Consider the following 16,252-nt stretch of genomic DNA (forward strand, 5'->3'; position numbering starts at 1 on the left):
GCGCTGATCACGCAGGCCGAGCACGGCATGAGACTGGATCGCGCGCTTGCGAGCGTGCTGCCAGACCTGTCGCGCGAGCGCGTGAAGGCGTTGATCCTGGCAGGTCAGGTGACCGGGCCGGACGGCCGCCCGGCGGCTGATCCAGCCTATAAGGTGAAGGCCGACATGGCCTTTGCCGTAGAGATCCCGGAGGCGACGCCCGCCGAGGCGCAGCCGCAGGCGATCGATCTGGTGATCGCCCATGAGGATGCGCATCTGATCGTGGTGGACAAGCCGGCTGGCATGGTCGTGCATCCCGCCGCCGGCAACCCGGATGGCACGCTGGTCAATGCCTTGCTCCACCATTGCGCCGGGCAGCTTTCCGGCATTGGCGGGGTGGCGCGGCCCGGCATCGTCCACCGCATCGACAAGGATACCTCGGGGCTTCTGGTCGTCGCCAAGACCGATCAGGCGCATGAAGGACTGGCCCGCCAGTTCAAGGACCACAGTATCGACCGGCGCTATCTCGCCATCGTGCAGGGGCGGCCTGCGCCGCCTTCCGGCAAAGTCGATCAGTGGATCGGCCGCTCGGATGCGGATCGCAAGAAGATGGCTGTGCAGCGCGAGGGGCGCGGCAAGCACGCCATCACCCATTATCGCACACTCGAGCGACTGGATCGGGCGGCGCTGATCGAGTGCCGGTTGGAGACGGGGCGGACCCATCAGGTGCGCGTGCACATGGCCCATCTCGGCCACCCGCTGCTGGGCGATCCTGTCTATGCCCGCGGTGGCGTCCACAAGGCGCTGCTCGCCGAACTTGGCTTTCATCGTCAGGCGCTTCATGCGGCCCGGCTGGGCTTCATCCACCCGGTCACAAGCCAGCCTCTCAGCTTTGAAAGCCCGATTACGGATGACATGCAGCAACTGTTCAGCCATCTTTGCGTATAAGGATGAGCGCGATGCCCCTTCTTGTTTGCGCGCTCCAGAAGGATGAAGTTTCGTGAGTAACGGCAGTAATCTCCCAGCAACGATCCCTGCGCTTGGCGGCGATGCAAGCCTGAACCGCTATCTCTCGGAGATTCGCAAGTTTCCGCTCCTCAAGCCCGAGGAGGAGTATATGCTCGCCAAGCGCTATCAGGAGCATGGCGATCCGGAAGCGGCGGCGCGGCTGGTGACGAGCCATCTGCGACTCGTGGCGAAGATCGCCATGGGCTATCGCGGCTATGGCCTGCCTGTCTCCGAGCTGATCTCCGAGGGCAATATTGGCCTGATGCAGGGCGTGAAGAAATTCGAGCCGGACCGGGGCTTTCGTCTCGCCACCTATGCGATGTGGTGGATTCGCGCGTCGATCCAGGAATTCATCCTGCGCTCGTGGAGCCTCGTGAAGATCGGCACCACGGCGGCGCAGAAGAAGCTGTTCTTCAACCTGCGGCGCATGAAGAACCAGATCGAAGCCTTCGAGGATGGCGATCTGCGCCCCGAGGATGTGACCAAGATCGCGACCGATCTCGGCGTCTCGGAAGATGACGTCATTTCCATGAACCGCCGCATGGCCATGGGCGGCGACACCTCGCTCAACGTTTCCATGAACGATGACGGCGAAGGGCAGTGGCAGGACTGGCTGGCGGACGAAGGGCCGTTGCAGGACGAGCGGATTGCCGACGCGCAGGAAAGCGACGTGCGGCACGACATGCTGCTCGATGCGATGGATGACCTCAATGACCGCGAACGGCATATCCTGCAGGAGCGGCGCCTCGCGGAGGAGCCCAAGACGCTCGAGGAACTCAGCCAAGTCTATGGCGTCAGCCGCGAGCGCGTGCGCCAGATCGAGGTTCGGGCGTTCGAGAAGCTGCAGCGCGCGATGCTTCGGATCGCCGGTGAAAAGCGCCTGATGACGGTAGCCGGCTGACGAGTCTGCGGATTGCGCTCGTCGCCTAGGCGAAGGGGCAGTCGTAACGGATAGGGGACGCGATGCAGCGCAAGCGTGCCTCTGGCTCGTGGATGGGATTGGCAGGCCGTAGCCCGCGGGCGCGGGTCTGGCGTGTTTTGGCGATCCTCTTTGTCTTGTTCGTCCTGCCTGTACTCATTGGTGCGGTGCTGTTTACCAGCAGCGCGCCCCTTGCCGACGCCCGCCCCACGCCAACGCCTCTGCAGGTCGGTGCCGGTCGGGCCGCAATCGAGCAGTTGCAGGCCAGCAGGCAGCGGCCCGGCGGTGTCAGCCTGCTTACGCTCACGCCCATCCATCTCGATGGCTTGAGTGCGCTCGCAACTCATGGCTTTCGCCCTGACCGGCTCACCCTCTACCTCCACGATGAGCGGCTCCATGTCGCCGCGAGCCATGCCCTGCCACTCGGGCGCTGGCTGAATGTCGGTCTGGTCGTAAGCGGCCCGAGTAACGGATTTCCCGAAGTAGAGGCGCGCATCGGCGCGGTCTCGTTGCCGGCATATCCGACTCGGCTGCTGCTGGAGGGGTTGCGTCAGCTGCTGCGTCTGCGCGGCGCCGTGATCCCGCCGTTCGACACGGTCGTGCAGCGCTTCTCCATCCGCAATGGCGCGGTGATGGCGGCGGTGCAGTTGCCGCCCAAGACCGGCCTGCTCGATCAGTTTACTGGCGGTGACGCGATCGACGGCGCGCAGGTGCTCGATCGCTATTGCGCGCTGGTGGCGCTGCAGGCGCGCCATCCGCAAAGCGACTTTGCCATACAGGTCCGCCGTGCGTTCCCGCCGAGCCAAACCGCAACGTCGGAAACGAATCGGGCGGGCTTTGTCGCGCTTGCGATGCTGGTGGTCGATCCGCGCGCCGGACAACTGGCCGGGCTGGAGCTGAGCGCCACGCGCCGCTGTCCGCCGCCTGCGACAGCAATCACGCTCCATGGCCGGGACGACATCCCCAAGCATTGGGCGCTGTCCGCCGCGCTGGCTGCGCAGACCGGTGTGCAGTTCTCATCCGCGATGGGCGAATGGAAGGAACTGGCGGACAGCCTGTCTGCCGCGTCGGCGTTCCAGACCGGCACCGCCTCTGGCTTCTCCTTCGTCGATCTGGCGGCGGACCGCTCCGGCTCCCAGATCGCGCAGGCCGCTGGCGATCCGCGCCGGGCGCAGGACGTGGCGCGACGCCTGGCGACCGCGACGCAGGAACGCCTGCTGCCGCCTGCTCTGCTTCAGAACGACGAGGGGCTGAGCGATGCCGCCTTCGCCGCGCGCTACGGCAGCGTCGAAGACCCGCGCTACACAAGGCTCGTTGCCGAGGTCGACCGGGCAGTGGTGCGGGATGGATTGCTGGCACAACCTGACTGAGCAAGCCCCGGCGCGGCCTCGCAGCGAACGCCCATTTGCCTGTTGCGCAAAAGCGGCTAGGGCGTGGACCATGCTCAATACAGTTCTCGTGATGATCGGCGGCGCCATCGGCGCGGCCCTGCGCTACCAGTTGGGACGCGCGAGCCTGCGCATCATGGGGCCGGGCTATCCCTGGGGCACGCTCGCCGCCAATGTGCTGGGCGGGCTGGCCATGGGCCTCGTCGCGGGCTGGCTGGCCGCGCGCTACCAGGGCCAGCAGGGCGAGCAACTCCGGCTGCTCGTGGCAGTCGGCCTTCTCGGCGGCTTCACGACCTTCTCCGCCTTCAGCCTGGAGACGATGCTGATGATCGAGCGCGGCGAAGCGATGAATGCGCTCGGCTATGTGCTGCTCTCCGTCGCCGCCTCCATCGGCGCGCTTGCGCTGGGGCTCACCCTCATGCGGAGTGCCACGGCATGAGCAAGACCGATCTCGCTGGCGTCCGCCAGTTCACCGTGCGTGCCGAGGATGACGGCATCCGCCTCGACCGCTGGTTCAAGCGCCACATGCCGGAAGTGAGCTTCGCCATCGTCTCGCGCTGGGCGCGGACGGGGCAATTGCGGGTCGATGGTGCTCGCGCGACACCGGGCGACCGCATTGCCGAGGGGCAGACCTTGCGCGTGCCCCCGCTCGATGTCGCTGCGGCAAAGGAAGCCGGCAAGGCACCACGCCCGCGACCCATCCTGACCGAGGATCAGATCAACTTTGCCGAGGGTTTGGTCATCCACCGCGACGCGCAGGCCATCGTCATCAACAAACCGCCGGGCCTTGCCACGCAGGGCGGCACCAAAACGCACGAGCATGTCGACGGACTGCTCGATGCTCTGATGTTCGAGCGCGACGACCGGCCGCGCCTCGTCCACCGGCTGGACAAGGACACCAGCGGTGCGCTGCTGCTCGCTCGCACCTCGCGCAGCGCGGCGCATTTCGCCAAGAGCTTCTCGTCCCGCACGGCGCGCAAGGTCTATTGGGCCATCGTGATGGGCGTGCCCTCCGTCTCGGACGGCTTCATCGACCTGCCGCTCGCCAAGCAGCCGGGCACCGGTGGCGAGAAGATGCATGTCGATGAGAAGGACGGCCTGCCCGCCCGCACGCGCTACCGGGTGATCGAGCGCGCCGGCAACCGCGCCGCCTGGGTGGAGCTGCAGCCGCACACCGGCCGCACCCATCAGCTGCGCGTCCATATGGCTGAGATCGGCCACCCGATCGTAGGCGACGGCAAATATGGCGGCAAGGAGGCGTTCCTCAGCGGATCGATCAGCCGCAAGATGCACCTGCACGCCCGGCGCATCCGCATCGACCATCCCGATGGCTCCCCGCTCGATGTGAAGGCCGAGCCGCCCTTCCATTTCGCTGAAACGCTGGCGAGCCTGGGCTTCGACGTGAACGAGGGCGATCTCTCGCTCGAGATCGACATCCAGCCGACCGCCTCCGACCGCAAGGCCGCCGACAAGCGTGCGTCGACCGCCCACGCCAAGGACATGCGCAAGGCCCGCCGTGGGGAACGCCGCTCCCGCAGCGCACCGGACAAGCCCGAGCGCTTCAAGGGCCCGCCCAAGCCGCGCGGCAAGGGCGGCAAGCCGGCGGGGCCGGCCGCGCGCCCGGGTGCCAAGCGGCCTACCGGCGGCGCAGGGTCGCGCAAGCCGGGGCGAGATTAAAGACAAAAGCCTTTATACCCTGAGACACCGCTGTCACCCCGGACTTGATCCGGGGTCCAGCTATCTTCCTTTTCGCCGTCACACTGCACTCAAGCTTTGATAGGTCCAACAAGAGCAGCGAGACCCCGGATCAAGTCCGGGGTGACGGTAGAGGAGGACTGGACAGTCAACCGTTTAGGCACATGCAGGATTCTGCACTGCGGTATCGCCTGTCTGCTGCCCTCCGCCCATCACCCCGCTTGATTTCGCAGGCGCACAATGACAAGGGCCTCTGCCATTGGAAAGGCGCAGGCCTTCCATTATATTCTTCATTCGACCGATCGAAAGGTCCGCCATGCGCACTCGCCTTTATCCGCTCAGCGAGCTGGAAGACATTCCCGGCACGACCGTGTTCAACGCCCGCCGTTCGCGTGAGGCCTATCACCTGCATAAATTCTGCATGTCGCTGATGGACGCGGGCAATCGCGCCGAATTCAAGGACCATGAGCGCGCCTATCTCGACAAGTTCAAGATGAGCGAAGAGCAGAAGCGCGCCGTGCAGGATCGCGATTTCAGCAAGCTCATCGATCTGGGCGGTAACATCTACTTCCTCGTCAAGCTCTCCAATACCGATGGCTGGAGCACGCAGCGTGCCGTGAGCTCGATGACCAACATGACGCCCGACGAATATGCCGCGATGATGCGGTCCGGCGGTCGCTCGCCGACTGGCCAGCGCTCCAAGCGGGAGGGCAACTGACATGGCACGGATCACTGCCGGCATTGCCACCAGCCACGTCCCCGCCATCGGCGCCGCCTTCGACACGGGGCGCTCGACGGACGATTACTGGAAGCCGATCTTCGATGGCTATGAGTGGGTGAAGACCTTCGAGCAGGAAGAAAAGCCCGACGTCGTCATCCTCTGCTACAACGATCATGCCTCCGCGATGATGCTGGACGTGGTGCCGACCTTCGCGCTCGGCATGGCCGAGGAGTTCGAGCCGGCCGACGAAGGCTGGGGCAAGCGCGAGGTTCCGGTTGTCGAGGGACATATCGAGCTGGCCGCGCACATGGCCGAGCAACTCGTCATCGACGAGTTCGACATGACCCTGATGAACAATATGGATGTGGACCATGGTTGCACGGTTCCGCTCAGCCTGATGTTCGGCAAGGTCGACAAATGGCCGTGCAAGGTCATTCCGCTTGCGGTGAACGTGACGCAGTTCCCGACGCCCTCGGGCGCGCGCTGTTGGGCGCTGGGTGAGGCGATCCGCTATGCGGTGGAGACCTATCCCGAGGATCTCAACGTACAGATCTGGGGCACTGGCGGCATGAGCCATCAGTTGCAGGGGCCGCGCGCCGGGCTGATCAATCCCGAGTTCGACAATGCCTTCCTGGACAAGCTCGTCGGCGAGACCGATGAGCTGCGCGCCATCACCCGGCTGGAATATCTGCGCGAGGCGGGCACTGAGGGCATTGAGCTCATCATGTGGCTCATCATGCGCGCCGCGCTCGGCACCGAGGTGGAGGCGTTGCATCGTTTCTATCATGTTCCGGCCTCCAACACCGCCGTCGGCCACATCGTGCTGCGGCCCAAGGAGATCGCGGAAGCGCCCGCCAAGGCGCTCGCCTGAGCGGCTTGGCCCTCTTCGCAGCATCCCAGGAAAGCCCGGCCTTGCGCCGGGCTTTTTCGTTTGTCGGCTCAGCGTGTCGGTTTGTCACATAAAGCTTCCTATATATAAAGAATCCTTTATATGAGGGTTTCGTACGGCGTGCGTTGCGCCGGTTGGAGCTGGAGACTGCCATGACGTCCAAACCCCCTTTCCGCGCCGACCATGTCGGCAGCTTCCTGCGTCCGCAGGCGCTTATCGAGGCCCGACACGATCATGCCGCCGGCAAGATCGACGCTGCCGCCCTGCGCGCGATCGAGGACAAGGCCATTGCCGATGTCGTGGCGTTTCAGGAGAGCGTCGGCGTCAAGGCGGTGACGGACGGCGAGTTCCGCCGCAAATTCTTCCACACCGACTTTCTGTTGCAGCTTGACGGCATCGAGGAGCAGGGCGGCATGGAAGTGCAGTTCCAGAATGCGATCGGCAAGGACGTGCATTTCGCGCCGCCCAAGATGGTGGTGACCGGCAAGATCGCCCACGCCAAGCCGATCCAGCGCGCGGATTACGAATATCTCGCCAGCGTGGTGAGCGAGACGCCCAAGGTCACCATTCCCTCGCCCACCATGCTGCATTTCCGCGCCGGGCGCGAAGGCATCAGCGAGGCGGTCTATCCCGACATGGCCGATTTCTTCGCGGACGTGGCATCGGCCTATCAGGAGGAGGTTGCCGACCTCGCCGATGCCGGCTGCCGCTATCTGCAGCTTGACGATACCAATATGGCCTATCTGTGCGATGACAAGCAGCGCGAGAATGCCCGCAAGCGCGGCCTCGATCCCGATGATCTGCCGCGCCATTATGCCAAGATGATCAACGATGCGCTGGCCACCGCGCCGGATGACATGTTTACGGCGATGCACCTGTGCCGGGGCAACTTCCGCTCCAGCTGGGCCGCCGAGGGTGGCTATGAGCCGGTCGCCGAGATCATGTTCAACGAGGTCGATATCGACTCCTTCCTCCTCGAATATGACGATGCGCGCTCGGGCGACTTCGCGCCGCTGCGCTTCTTGCCGAAGGGCAAGATCGTCGTGCTCGGCCTGATCACCACCAAGCTGGGTGAATTGGAGACCAAGGATGAGGTGAAGCGCCGGATCGACGACGCGACGAAATATGTCTCGCTCGACCAGCTTGCCCTGTCGCCGCAATGCGGCTTCGCCTCGACCGTCCACGGCAATGACATCGCCTTCGACCAGCAGAAGGCGAAGATGGAGCTGGTCGCCGAGGTGGCCCAGGAGGTCTGGGGCTGACGAGGACTAGACGCGCTCCTTCCCACCGCGCCGCGCGGGGGAGGGAGCGTCGCTCCTAAAGCGCCCGATCTGGCGGTAGCACCGCCGGGCCGGGCTCACGCAGATGCGGGTCCGGGTTCATGTGCAGGCGCGGTCCTTCGTCATCCCAGATGAAGCGCAGGTTGCGCACGCGGATCAGATAGCTGAGGCCAATCGCTGCGGAGAGAAAGCCGGCCGCGCCGCCCACGCCCATCGCAGCCCGCGCGCCATAGGTGTCGGCGACCCAGCCGATCAGCGGCGCACCGAGCGGCAGGCCGCCCAATGTGATCGCGACATAGATGGCCATCACCCGCCCGCGCATCGCCCGGTCCGTCGCCAACTGGACGAAGCCGTTGGATGAGGTGAGCGAAGTCTGTGCTGCCAGCCCCACGCCGATCAGCACCAGTCCAAACAGGATATAGCTCGGCGAGAGCGCGGCGGCAGTCATGAAGCAGCCGAACAGGAAGGTGCCAATGACCGCGTGATGCATCCGGGGCCGGTCGCGCCGGGCTGTGAGCAAGGCGCCGGTGACCGAGCCGATCGCCATGATGGAGGTCAGCAGGCCATATTCGCTGGCGCCCTTCTGATAGACGGTCGCCGCCATCACGCTGATAAAAATGCCGAAGTTCATGCCCAGCGTGCCGAAGAAGAACAGCATCAGGAACACGGTGCGAATGTCCGGTCGCCCGGCCACATAACGAAAGCCATCGAGCAGCCGGCTCACCCCGCGCGGCTGCGCCGCCGCATGGGCATGCCGTGTCACCCGCACATTGAGCAGGCCGGTGGTGACGATCAGGTAGGACAGGCCATTGATCACGAACACCCAGCCCGTGCCGACCAGCGCGATGCACAGGCCCGCCAGTGCCGGGCCGATCATGCGGGCGGTCTGGAAGGCCGTGCTGTTCATGGCCACCGCGTTGCCGATGATCTCGTCCCCCACCAGATCGGAGACGAAGCTGTGCCGCGCCGGCGCCTCGAACGCCATGCAGCACCCGAGCGCAAAGCCGAAGATGTAGACGTGCCAGAGCTCCGCCAGCCCCGAAATGATGAGCGCGCCAAGGCTGAGCGCCAGCAGGGTCTGGAAGCACTGGATCGTGATGAGCAGCTTGCGCCGGTCGACATGGTCGGCGACCGATCCGGTCACCGCCACAAGCAGCACCTGCGGCAGGAACTGCAGCGCGGTGAGAATGCCGACCGCGCCGGCGCTATGATCGGTTAGTTCGGTGAGCACCAACCATGTCTGGGCCGTGCCCTGCATCCAGGTGCCGATGTTGGAAAAGAGATTGGTGCTGACCCACAGCCGGAAGTTGCGGTTGGCGAGGGAGCGAAACATGCCATTGCCGCCTGACCTCATGCCGCCTCCTCTATCCTGTTCCGGCACAACGCCCGACGCGGCGCCTGGTCGCATGTTCATGCGGGTGAGCGACGCTGCTTGCCCGCGCAGTGGCCGGCCAGATGGCGCTAGTCCTCTTGTGCTGTCCGGGTCAACCGCACAACCGCCTTTATGGCGCCTGCCGGCCCTTGAACCCCTGCGCGACGACGAACCACTCCACCGACCCCTTCCGGCTGGACGGCGGCTTGGCGTGTTTGACGGTGCGAAAGGCCGCCTTGAGCTGTCGCAGCAGGCCATCATCCGTCCCGCCGGCAAAAACCTTTGCGACGAAGGCGCCGCCGGGCCGCAGGGTCTGCATCGCGAAATCGGCGGCCGCCTCGACCAGGCCCATGGTGCGCAGATGGTCCGTCTGCTGGTGGCCGACCGTATTGGCCGCCATGTCCGACAGGACCAGATCCGGCGCGGCGCCCAGCTCCGCGATCAGTTGATCGGGCGCTTCGTCTGCCATGAAGTCCATCTGGAGCAGGGTCACATCGGGCAGCGGCTCGATGGGCAAGAGGTCGATGCCCACGACCTTCGCTTTGGGCAGCACCTTTCGCACCGCCTGCGTCCAGCCGCCAGGCGCTGCGCCCAGATCGACGACATGGCGGACATCCTTGAGCAGGCCGAACTTCTCGTCCAGCTCCAGCAGCTTGTAGGCAGCGCGGCTGCGATAGCCCTCTGCCTTGGCCCGCTTCACATAGGGGTCGTTCAACTGGCGCTGCAGCCAGCGCGTCGATTGGGCCGTGCGCCCGCGTGCCGTGCGCACGCGCGTGCCGACAGATTTGTCACCTCTGGCCATTATCCCAGGTCCCGGCTTGAGGCGCTGTCCGTCAGCGCACGGAGAATCCCTTCGCGAATACCGCGGTCGGCGACGCCCAGCCGGTCTGCCGGCCAGATGTCGAGAATGCTTTCCAAGATGGCGCATCCCGCCACCACCAGATCGGCGCGCTCGTCGCCGATGCAGGGCTGGGCGATGCGCTCCGCTATGCTCATGGTGGAGAGCCGCCCAGCAATATCCCGCATGGCATCGGCCGGTACGGTCAGCCCGTCGATCGCCTTGCGATCATAGCGCGGCAGGCCCAGATGGACGCTGGCGAGCGTGGTGACAGTGCCGGACGTGCCGAGCAGGCGCACCGGCCCGGTCTTGGGCAGCCGCTCGGCAAAGGCGGCAAAAGCCTCGCGCATCCGCCGGAGCATTTCGGCATAGGCCGCGGCGCGCTCGCTGGCGGTGTCGCCATGGCCGGCCACGGCTTCCGCCAGCGACACGACGCCATGCGGGGCGCTGTGCCAGTCGACGATGCGCAACTGGTCGCCATCGCCATCGAGCAGCACCAGCTCGGTCGAGCCTCCGCCGATGTCGAAGATGAGCGCCGGGCCTTCGCCACGTTCCAGCAGCGCCTTACAGCCGAGGACCGCAAGCCGCGCTTCCTCGCGGGGCGAAATGATGTCGAGCATGATGCCGGTTTCGCGCTGCACCCGGTCGACAAAGGCGCGCCCGTTTTCTGCCTGCCGGCAGGCTTCGGTCGCAACAGAGCGCGCCAGGACCACGCGGCGGCGGCGCAGCTTCTCGGCGCAGACGGAGAGGGCGGACAAGGTGCGGTCGATCGCGGCGTCCGACAGGCGCCCGGTGGCGGAAAGGCCTTCGCCAAGGCGCACGATACGGGAAAAGGCGTCCACGATCACGAAGCGGTCGCCATCCGGCCGCGCAATGAGCAGGCGGCAATTGTTGGTGCCGAGGTCGAGCGCAGCGAGATTGCCGCGCGGCAGCGGACGATTGAAGGATCGCGCCTTCTGTTTCGCGCTCCCGGCGGACACTAGTGTGCCGGGCTCCTGCCCCATGCGCGGCGCGGGCGTCGCCTTATGCGCCATGACTTCTTGACCTTCTCTTCCGGCGGGACTTCCGCCGGGACTTGCTACCACGCTAGACGTGCGTGGCGGGCGACGCAAGGTGGCTGCCATGCTCCGAACGATGAGGGTGGAAAATCGCCTTGACCGCAGGCAGTCCGCGCCCTATCTGCGCCCGCTCTTGCCCCGTCGTCTAAAGGTAAGACTACGGACTCTGACTCCGTCAATCGAGGTTCGAATCCTCGCGGGGCATCCAGCTTTTCAGATCATCGCGACCGCGTCCGCCCCTTTCGGGGCGGTGCGGCCGGTCGCCGGTTTCGCGGCCGGATCAGCGCGGGCCGCGGGTTCCGCGCGGGTCGCGCCAGCGGAAGGTCGAATCGGCAATGGGCGCGCCATATTTCAGGTTGCTCAGGCGGATGTTGGTGCGGTTGCCCTGCGCATCCAGCGCCACCCAGCCATAGAGCGAGAGCCCGCCCGGCACGCCTGCCTTGCGCGTGAAGATGAGCGTGATGACGCCATATTCGGGGTGCTGGGGGTCACGCACTTCCACTGAGACGACGCGCGGATCGCCGGTATCGACGATCTTGCCATAGCGGGTGATGTCGCGCTTGGGGTCGAGCAATGCGCCGAGCGGTGAATTGCGGATCGGCCAGCGCTGCACCTGCGCAACCTGATAGTCGATCATGTAGAGCGAGCTGCCGTCGGCAACGATGAGCAGATCGCCGGCGCCATAATCGAAGCGGATCTTGCCCGGCTGCTTCCAGAGCAGCTTGCCGTTCTGCACCTGCCCGTTGCGGTCGGTCTGGGTGAAGTCGCCGCTCAGCGTGGTGATGCCGCGAACCGCCGTGCTGACGCTCGCCAGATCGCTCGACCGCGCGGCTTGCGCAGCAACCGGGCTCGCCGGCACCAAGGCCGGTGCCGCGAGCGCGCTGAGCATCAGAGAGAGCATGGCGGAACGCCGAGTGAATTTGGGAAGTCTGATCATCGCGCCCGGATAGGTCCCTGCCGTTGAATATCCACTGAATGCCGCGCGCCGCAGCGCGTTCCCGCGCCCGGGGGCGGGGCAACGGACCGCTCTTATTTGGGATTGCCCATTTCGTCGCGCAGCACTTCCCGGCGGCCGACATGGTTGGGCGCGCCGACCATGCCTTCATTTTCCATCCGCTCAATGAGGCGCGCCGCGCTGTTATAGCCGATCCGCATCTGGCGCTGGAGCCAGCTGGTCGAGGCCTTCTGGTTCTCGAACACGAGCTGGCAGGCCTTGCGGAACAGCTTGGCATCGGCGCTGTCATCCCCGAGATCGACGCCATCGAGCGCGAAGCTGCCATCTTCTGGCTCCTCGGTGACGGCGGAGATGTAATCCGGCTGGCCCTTGGAGCGCCAATGGTCGGCGACGCCGCGCACCTCATCATCGCTCACGAACGGCCCGTGGACGCGCATCAGGCCCTTGCCGCTCGCCATGTAGAGCATGTCGCCCTTGCCCAGCAGCTGCTCGGCGCCCTGCTCGCCCAGGATGGTGCGGCTGTCGATCTTCGAGGTGACGAAGAAGCTGATGCGGGTCGGCAGGTTCGCCTTGATGACGCCAGTGATGACGTCGACCGAGGGGCGCTGGGTCGCGAGGATGAGGTGGATGCCGGCGGCGCGCGCCTTCTGCGCGAGGCGCTGGATCAGGAATTCGACTTCCTTGCCGGCCGTCATCATCAGGTCGGCCAGCTCGTCGACCACCACCACGATCTGCGGCAGGGGCTGATAATCCAGCTCCTCCTCCTCGTAGATCGGCTGGCGGGTCTGTTCATCGAAACCGATTTGCACGCGGCGGCCCAGCGACTTGCCCTTGGCACGGGCGCCGCGGACTTTCTCATTATAGCCGGCGAGGTTGCGCACGCCGATGGAGGCCATCATGCGATAGCGATCCTCCATCTGCTCGACCGCCCATTTGAGCGCGCGGATGGCCTTGGCCGGCTCGGTGACGACCGGGGAGAGCAGATGCGGAATGTTGTCGTAGATGCTCAGTTCCAGCATCTTCGGGTCGATCATGATCAGGCGCAGATCGTCCGGCGTCATCCGGTAGAGCAGCGAGAGCAGCATGGTGTTGAGGCCGACCGACTTGCCCGAGCCGGTCGTACCCGCGACGAGCAGATGCGGCATGCCGGCGAGGTCGGCGATCACCGGCTCACCGAAGATGTTCTTGCCGAGGATGATGGGCAGGCCGCCCTTCTGCTCGGCGAACTGCTGGCTGGTGATGAGCTGGTGCAGCACCACGGATTCGCGGTCCGCATTGGGCAGCTCGATGCCGATCACCGTCCGCCCCGGAATGGTGGCGACGCGCGCCGAGAGCGCGGACATGTTGCGGGCGATGTCGTCGGCGAGCTGGATGACGCGGCTGGCCTTGATGCCGGGGGCTGGCTCAAGCTCATACATGGTGACGACGGGGCCGGGGCGCACCTCGGTGATCGCGCCCTTGACGTGGAAGTCATCGAGCACGCTTTCCAGCAGCCGCGCATTGCGCTCGAGGCCGGGCCGGTCGATCTTGCTGACCGCGCTGGCGGGCGCGGGCGACAGCAGGTCAGGGGATGGCAGCGCGCCATTGCCGAACAGGTCTTCCTGTCCCGAGACGGGGCCGAACGCCTTGGGAATGGCGGCGCTGCTCGGCGACTGGATGGTGATCGGCTGGCGGGGTGTGGTGTCCACCGGGCGGCGTGGTTCCGCCTCGCGCTCGGGATGCGGGTCGCGTTCGGGCTCGGCGACATCCAGGCTGCCAGCTTTCGCCGTGCGTAAGGAGCCAAGGCTGGAGAGCAGCGGCAGGGCAGGGCGGGCAAGATGCCAGAGCGGCTTTTCGAGCGCGAGGCTGCGGACCCACAGCCACAGCCCGCTGGCGATAAAGGCCGCAAGCAGCAGCCATTGCAGAATGAGGTCGGCGGTTTCGCCAAGGCGCGCCGTCAGGGCGGTGAGGCCGTGGGCGAACAGGAAGCCGATGACGCCGCCCCAGCGGGCCGGCAGCCCGACCAGCGGTTCGGGCTGGGCAATCCACAGGCCGGTGCCGATGAGCAGCAGGCCGCCGATGCATTTGGCGATCTGCCCCTGCCAGCCGCTCATGTCTGCATCGGCCCACAGGCGCCGCGCGAAGACGAGGATGAAGGGCAGCAACAGCAAGGCAGGCAGGCCGGCGAAGGTGAAGAGAATGTCCGCTGCCCAGGCACCGGCGGCGCCCATCAAATTGTGCGTCTCCGGACCGGCGGCGGTGTTCAGCGCTTGGTCGCTCACCTTGTAGCTGAGCAGCGCGAGCAGGAGGAACAGCGCCAGCGCGTACAGCCCGACCGAGCCAGCAAAGGTGCCGATGCGGATCAGGCTCCGGCGCAGCATCGCCTGCCATTCGGGGGTCCGATTCATCGGTGCCCGACTTGCCATTGCCACTCACTCCTTCGTCCGGCGCGGCGGGGTCACGCACGCGCCGTGCCCGAAATGTTCCGCGCGGCGACAATCCTCTTTCACGGACTCGGCGTCAAGAGTCCCCGGTTTTTCGGCATGCTGGGCGCGCTACGGCCGACGCCGAGACTGTCAGCCTCACCGGCGAGGCGGTTCCCCGGTGCGAATAGCGTTCCCGATTTCCAGCGTGTCGATCCGCAGCCGGCTGATGCGGGCCTGTCCGATGCGCAGCCGCCCGATGGCGAGCGCGCCGATGGCAATCGCGCCCATGGCGAGGGCGCCCAACGCGAAGGCGCCGACCGCAACTGCGCCGGTCGCGGAGGCCCCCGTCGCCGTCGCACCGGTCGCCACTGCACCCGTGGCGCTTGCGCCTGTGACGCGTGAGGCAGCCTGCGTCTGCGGCGCGCGCAGATCACGGCTCGGCGCGGAGGGGGCCATGTCGGGCCGGTCGGTCATTCGGCCGCTACGGCGCTGGCGTTGCCAGCATCGCTCATCTCGGCCTCCAGCTTGGCGGCCTCGATCTCGGCCGCCTTGGCTTCCACCAGCGAAACGATGTGGTCGATCATCTGGGCATCGTTGATGTGGTGATCGGTCACGCCGGAGAGGTAGACCATATGCTTGCCATTGCCGCCGCCGGTGAGGCCGATGTCCGTCTCCCGCGCTTCGCCGGGGCCATTGACCACGCAGCCCAGCACGGAAAGCGAGATTGGCGTATTGATGTGCTGAAGGCGGCTCTCCAGTGCCTCGACCGTGCGGATCACATCGAAGCCCTGCCTTGCGCAGCTTGGACAGGAGACGACACGGACACCGCGCGTGCGGATGCCGAGCGACTTGAGGATCTCATAGCCGACACGCACTTCCTCTTCCGGCTCGGCGGAGAGCGAGACGCGGATCGTGTCCCCGATGCCAGCCCAGAGCAGGTTGCCGATGCCGATGGCGCTCTTCACCGTGCCGCCGATCAGGCCGCCGGCTTCGGTGATGCCAAGGTGCAGCGGGCAGTCCACCGCGTCGGCAAGCTGCATATAGGCCGCGACGGCAAGGAACACGTCGCTCGCCTTCACCGCCACCTTATAGTCGTGGAAGTCTTGGTCCTGCAGCAGCTTGATATGGTCGAGCGCGCTCTCCACCAGCGCCTCGGGACAGGGCTCGCCATATTTTTCCAGCAGATCCTTTTCGAGGCTGCCGGCATTCACGCCGATGCGGATCGCACAGCCATTGGCCTTGGCGGCATCCACCACTTCCTTCACGCGCGCGGCAGAGCCGATATTGCCGGGGTTGATGCGCAGGCAGGCCGCGCCCGCATCGGCGGCTTCCAGCGCGCGTTTATAGTGGAAATGAATGTCCGCGATGATCGGCACCTTGGCCGCGCGGACGATCTGCTTCATCGCCGCCGTGCTCTCCACGTCCGGGCAGGAAACCCGGATGAGGTCGACACCGGCCTCCTCGCAGCGGCGGATCTGGTCGATCGTCGCCTTCGCATCGTGGGTCGGCGTGTTGGTCATCGTCTGCACGGTCACCGGCGCGCCGCCGCCGACCGGCACGTTGCCGACCATGATCTGGCGGCACTCGCGCCGCGCAATGTCGCGCCACGGGCGCAGGCCGGGATTATGCTCTGACATGATTGTCCTTGGAGAGGGGGCGTGTCCGGGGGTCGGTCATCATCCCGGCGCTTATAGCCCCGCTCTAGGGCAGAGGCGAGGGGGGATTGCGCGGATCAACCCGCCGCG

15 protein-coding genes and 1 tRNA gene are annotated in these 16,252 nt (G+C 65.9%); 9 read left to right on the forward strand and 7 right to left on the reverse strand.

Annotated elements, in window-relative coordinates; all coding sequences use genetic code 11:
• Window positions 1-27 precede the first annotated feature (27 nt).
• The 8 genes from M2337_RS03715 to M2337_RS03750 all read left to right on the forward strand — a co-directional run bounded on the left by M2337_RS03715 (window position 28) and on the right by M2337_RS03750 (window position 7,861).
• A complete protein-coding gene (locus M2337_RS03715) occupies window positions 28-927 on the forward strand; it encodes an RluA family pseudouridine synthase (protein ID WP_413716242.1) in 900 nt (299 codons plus the stop codon).
• Window positions 928-979: 52 nt separating this feature from the next.
• Window positions 980-1,888, forward strand: a complete 909-nt coding sequence (gene rpoH, locus M2337_RS03720; protein ID WP_181561196.1) for an RNA polymerase sigma factor RpoH — start codon at window positions 980-982, stop codon at window positions 1,886-1,888.
• Window positions 1,889-2,025: 137 nt separating this feature from the next.
• Window positions 2,026-3,276 (forward strand): hypothetical protein, encoded by a 1,251-nt coding sequence (locus tag M2337_RS03725; RefSeq protein ID WP_264571740.1) that lies wholly within the window; start codon window positions 2,026-2,028, stop codon window positions 3,274-3,276.
• A 70-nt stretch (window positions 3,277-3,346) separates the two neighbouring features.
• Window positions 3,347-3,733: a fluoride efflux transporter CrcB gene (gene crcB, locus M2337_RS03730; RefSeq protein WP_264571741.1), complete on the forward strand. Its 387-nt coding sequence runs from the start codon at window positions 3,347-3,349 to the stop codon at window positions 3,731-3,733.
• Complete coding sequence (locus M2337_RS03735) at window positions 3,730-4,971, forward strand: RluA family pseudouridine synthase (RefSeq protein WP_264571742.1); 1,242 nt, start codon at window positions 3,730-3,732, stop codon at window positions 4,969-4,971. The genes crcB and M2337_RS03735 overlap by 4 nt, the downstream gene beginning before the upstream one ends.
• 334 nt (window positions 4,972-5,305) lie before the next feature.
• The gene (gene ligA / locus M2337_RS03740) at window positions 5,306-5,707 is read left to right on the forward strand and encodes a protocatechuate 4,5-dioxygenase subunit alpha (RefSeq protein ID WP_264571743.1); all 402 of its coding nucleotides are present in this window, start codon (window positions 5,306-5,308) and stop codon (window positions 5,705-5,707) included.
• A 1-nt stretch (window position 5,708) separates the two neighbouring features.
• Window positions 5,709-6,581, forward strand: coding sequence for a class III extradiol dioxygenase subunit beta (locus tag M2337_RS03745; RefSeq protein ID WP_264571744.1), 873 nt, complete (start codon window positions 5,709-5,711; stop codon window positions 6,579-6,581).
• A 170-nt stretch (window positions 6,582-6,751) separates the two neighbouring features.
• Window positions 6,752-7,861: a 5-methyltetrahydropteroyltriglutamate--homocysteine S-methyltransferase gene (locus M2337_RS03750; RefSeq protein ID WP_264571745.1), complete on the forward strand. Its 1,110-nt coding sequence runs from the start codon at window positions 6,752-6,754 to the stop codon at window positions 7,859-7,861.
• Between the two features lie 55 nt (window positions 7,862-7,916).
• Here the strand turns inward: M2337_RS03750 and M2337_RS03755 are convergent, their stop codons facing one another.
• The 3 genes from M2337_RS03755 to M2337_RS03765 form a co-directional block, all read right to left on the reverse strand.
• Window positions 7,917-9,212, reverse strand: coding sequence for an MFS transporter (locus M2337_RS03755; protein ID WP_264571746.1), 1,296 nt, complete (start codon window positions 9,210-9,212; stop codon window positions 7,917-7,919).
• 169 nt (window positions 9,213-9,381) lie between these two features.
• The gene (locus tag M2337_RS03760) at window positions 9,382-10,053 is read right to left on the reverse strand and encodes an RlmE family RNA methyltransferase (RefSeq protein WP_264571747.1); all 672 of its coding nucleotides are present in this window, start codon (window positions 10,051-10,053) and stop codon (window positions 9,382-9,384) included.
• Window positions 10,053-11,123, reverse strand: coding sequence for a Ppx/GppA phosphatase family protein (locus M2337_RS03765; protein ID WP_264571748.1), 1,071 nt, complete (start codon window positions 11,121-11,123; stop codon window positions 10,053-10,055). The genes M2337_RS03760 and M2337_RS03765 overlap by 1 nt, the downstream gene beginning before the upstream one ends.
• Before the next feature lie 158 nt (window positions 11,124-11,281).
• On the opposite strand from M2337_RS03765, the gene M2337_RS03770 reads away from it, so the two are divergent.
• Window positions 11,282-11,355: transfer RNA gene (locus M2337_RS03770), tRNA-Gln, on the forward strand.
• Window positions 11,356-11,427: 72 nt separating this feature from the next.
• Here M2337_RS03770 and M2337_RS03775 read toward each other — a convergent pair.
• The 4 genes from M2337_RS03775 to ispG form a co-directional block, all read right to left on the reverse strand.
• Entirely contained in the window at window positions 11,428-12,036 is a 609-nt protein-coding gene (locus M2337_RS03775; RefSeq protein ID WP_264571749.1) for a LolA family protein, read from the reverse strand.
• A gap of 140 nt (window positions 12,037-12,176) precedes the next feature.
• Window positions 12,177-14,507, reverse strand: coding sequence for an FtsK/SpoIIIE family DNA translocase (locus tag M2337_RS03780; protein ID WP_264571750.1), 2,331 nt, complete (start codon window positions 14,505-14,507; stop codon window positions 12,177-12,179).
• A 156-nt stretch (window positions 14,508-14,663) separates the two neighbouring features.
• Window positions 14,664-14,981: a hypothetical protein gene (locus M2337_RS03785; protein WP_264571751.1), complete on the reverse strand. Its 318-nt coding sequence runs from the start codon at window positions 14,979-14,981 to the stop codon at window positions 14,664-14,666.
• Entirely contained in the window at window positions 14,978-16,144 is a 1,167-nt protein-coding gene (gene ispG / locus M2337_RS03790; RefSeq protein WP_264571752.1) for a flavodoxin-dependent (E)-4-hydroxy-3-methylbut-2-enyl-diphosphate synthase, read from the reverse strand. Before ispG ends, M2337_RS03785 begins: the two co-directional genes overlap by 4 nt.
• Window positions 16,145-16,252 lie beyond the last annotated feature (108 nt).

Origin of the sequence: Sphingobium sp. B2D3A (assembly GCF_025961795.1) — a bacterium.
Classification (GTDB): domain Bacteria; phylum Pseudomonadota; class Alphaproteobacteria; order Sphingomonadales; family Sphingomonadaceae; genus Sphingobium.